General features: G+C 34.9%; 2 protein-coding genes. One reads left to right on the top strand and one right to left on the bottom strand.

Annotation, left to right across the window (positions count from 1 at the left end; translation table 11 throughout):
- Positions 1–2,332 (bottom strand): Spy0128 family protein (locus HMPREF3112_RS01215; protein WP_141738643.1); only part of this gene is annotated, 2,332 nt, incomplete at its 3' end.
- Positions 2,333–3,359: 1,027 nt separating this feature from the next.
- Between HMPREF3112_RS01215 and HMPREF3112_RS11900 the strand changes: the two genes are divergently transcribed.
- On the top strand, positions 3,360–3,754 hold a 395-nt coding region (locus HMPREF3112_RS11900), incomplete at its 3' end, for a S24 family peptidase (RefSeq protein WP_371106346.1).

Raw genomic sequence — 3,754 nt, 5'->3', positions numbered from 1 at the left:
CTACTTTACCTGAAGCATCATTGGTTTTCGTTTGAAGTACTTTACCAGTCGCATCTTTCAAGACAAAACTGAACTCGCCATCTTTTAGGGTACGTCCTGACAAGACTTTACTAAAGTCAAATTGCGCTGTCACTGGAGCTACCGCATAGTTGTTAAAGGTCTTGTCATCTGTACCAGTTGCTTCGCCACCTGTTGAGGTCATTTCTGTTTTTGCTGTTAACAGACCTGTTTCCTCATCTTTCGATACAGTTACTTTCACTGCAATCGTCATATCATCGTAGTCTACATCTGGTTTATCACCTTTCACCTCTTTTACTGTGTAGTTGAAAACACCAACATGATCAAATGATAAGTCACTGAAAGTAATTTTCCCATCAGCTTTGTTAGCAACTGTTTCATTAACATTGTTATCACCAGTCAGTGTAAAGCTGAAATCACCTGCATTTAGACTACCATTTGAAAGGACTTTGTTAAATTCTAGGCCTACTTTTACTGGTGAAGGAGTGTAGGTGTTATTAAATTCGGTATCCGTTGGCATAATTGTATGAGCTATGTACGAATTACCATCTTCATCTACTGTGATGCTCACTTCTGCTTTCATTGCATCGTAGTTAATACCTGCTTCCGTACCTGGCACTTCTTCAACCGTATAGTGATAAACACCAGCATGGTTAAATAACTGTGGAATGAAGGTAATATGGCCAAAACTATCATTCTTTTGTGTATCAACCACATTACCACTTTGGTCAACTAGATTAAAGGTGAACTCCCCAGCCGTTAACTTTCTTCCTTCAAGACGTTTTGTAAACGCTAAATCAACCCTTGCTGGTTGTTTTGCCTTTGAAGCTGAACCTGAACCACCTGCTTTAAATGCAAAAGTTGCTTGGTAACTTTGTTCTTCACCAGAGTTGTAAGTGATTTTGATATTATTACCGTGTTTTTCTTGTAACTCCTCATTGGTATCAGGTACATTTTTTAATCGCGTCATATAGCGAACATAAACAAGCTCATTCAATTGTGCTATCTTGAAAGAAAAACCAGTTGGGCTTTCTTTGATATTTTCCAATAATTGAATCGCATTACCTTTGGAAACCCATGGAGAAATTGACTGAACTCTTTCAGCTCTAAGAGCTTTACCGTTCCATAAATCTACATTATCTGAAGGAATAGATGTCGCATGTCCTAAACGCCACGTTTCTTTCGTTTTAGTATCAAATTCATCCAAAACAGGATCCCCATCTTGAACTAGGACTTGGTCATCTGGAAGCGTATCAATTAGTTGGTAATTTGTCAAAACTTGAGGAGCTACCAAACTACCTGAGTTTAGACGGATTGTCCATCTGATTAGTTCAGGATGACCAGTTACCGCTTCACCATATTTTGTTACCTTTGTTTTTTCTACCGGTACAGGAGCACTCTCCGGACCTACTGTGACTGTAATTTTTCGTCCACTAAAATTGAGTTCTGTTGGAACATTTGGTTTAACATATGATTTCCAACCGGTACTAAAGGTTAAGGTAAATTGTTTTGCAATTTTGTTTTTCTCATAGTAATCTGTAAAAGTAGTTATCACTTTATTACTAATTGAATCTAGAAAAGCATTACCTATTATTTCACCACTAGGACCAGTTACATCATAATGCAAACTTGTAGGAATTCTAATTGCATCGGGAATATCGACAACGATTTTATCATTTTGTTTTATCTCTAATTCATCAGGTAATTCCATATGAATGACTGTTTCCGCAGGAGCATATAAACTGTTCCCATTTGGAAAATTGACTTCAACATTAGGATTTTTCACAGTAATTGTGTCACCTGTTTTGGAAAAGGTTGTTTTACTTTCTTCAGTTGATGAGGTAGCTTCCCTTTTAGCTCTGCGTCGTTCATTTGAAGGGTGGTTATCAACTTTCTCTTCTTCAATCACTTGCGAAGAATTTGTTGTCACCGGTTCCGAAGTTACTGAATTCAACTCCTTTATTTGAACACCTTCTTCATTTTTGGCCACCGGAGTATTTTGTTGAATGTCATTTACTTCTACTTTAGCATTATCATTAGTATTAGTAGGTGCTACTGTTGCGTTATTTTGTTGGCCTTCATTAGACTCTACTTTTGAGACGTTATTCTGTTCAACGTTACTTTCTTGAACACTGTTAACTTGGTTTTCATTCAATTTCGACGTAAAAGAAGATTGAACCTCGGTGGTAGCGCTTACTTCATCTGCCTGAACACTGGTTGCTCCCATCACAAAAATGGCTGTTCCCAGAAGCACAGAAGCAACCCCAAAGTTAAACTTCCTGATTGAGAAACGTTGTGATTCTTTTTTTCCCATAATACAAATTTCCTTTTAATATATTCTTAACACCTAAATTCTAGCACTTTTAACTTTTCTGTCAATGGAATATTCTGAATTATTTATTATTTTTACACTTATTTTCTTTATGTGAAATATATTATAATAAACCATTAATTCTAAAGCCATATATATGGATATTATTAACATTATTTTTTTCTTATAATATAATTTTAAACACATATATTAGAAATTTGAGAGTGGGAATAAGAATGATAAGGTTTTACAATCTAAACTTTACTCTGAAACCTAATCATTTTTTATAGCAAACTAGTATGAAGAGTAAAAAATAGCAATATTCTTCTCTAAATTTTAATAGAGTTCAACTTTTTTCTTTCCCCAAACTGAATCCCTTGGAAATATACGAATTCTGACATAAGAAAAAACGCAAGAGTAACTCCTGCGTTTTTCTGCATTAATATTCCACAGTTCACCCATCTACCTTGGGAGATGATACATAGATAAACTATCTAAGAAGTAATATAGCACAATATAATCTAAATGACAATCGTCACACAATCTAATTCTATTACTTTCTTATATGCATAGTAATTATTTGGCCACTTAAATTTAATTATCAATTCGTCATCAGAATCTAAAATGTTGTTAGATTACTAAATATGAACAGCTTTGAGGCATCCCTAATTACAATTTTACTTGTCTCAGAAAAATTTTAGCTTAATCTGAAATGTTATCTTACCTCAGTTGAGAATTTGACTTTTAACAAAACTTGTTGCAATATTCTAATCACACTGTTATAATCTCAGTAGTAGACACATACATCAAACTATGAATTAATCTTCCCTTTGTCTCTAATTAGCTTCTATCATAGAGACTTCACTCTAACATTCTTATTTACATAATACTCCTGTATGAACGTCTACTGCTAACTAGGGTTCCCCCCTAGTTTTATTTTGTTCTAAATAACTATCTTGTCTATAAGCTAGTGCACTAGACTTAAACTAACTCACTTTAATTATAGGAAAACAGATTAGATAATCAGCATATCTCTAAAGAAATCAGAGAAAAAGACCATAGAAAACAAATAGTAGTTGGACAAGGTGAACGACCAACCAAAAGAGTCAGTATTTATGCTAGAGCAGATGCACAAGGGTTTGAACTATCAGAGGTCCCAGTCGACTGTCTCGACTACCCTGTTCCTATTCCTGTACATGATATTGCGTTTAAGGTTGTTGGTGATTCTCTGCAACCTAGTTTCTTCTATGATGAAGTGATATTTGTCATAAAAGATTCAATTCTACGAACAGGGGATATCAGCATCGTACAGCTAAATAGTCGTTACTACGTCATGAAGGTGAGTCAAAATAGAGACAATGGTGACATTCTCCTTAACTCACTAAATTCTTACGAGGCACCTATCACCTTGTCAGAAAAGGATGA

Origin of the sequence: Streptococcus sp. HMSC10E12 (assembly GCF_001807855.1) — a bacterium.
Lineage (GTDB): Bacteria > Bacillota > Bacilli > Lactobacillales > Streptococcaceae > Streptococcus > Streptococcus salivarius.
This window is presented reverse-complemented; position numbering and strand designations above follow the sequence as displayed.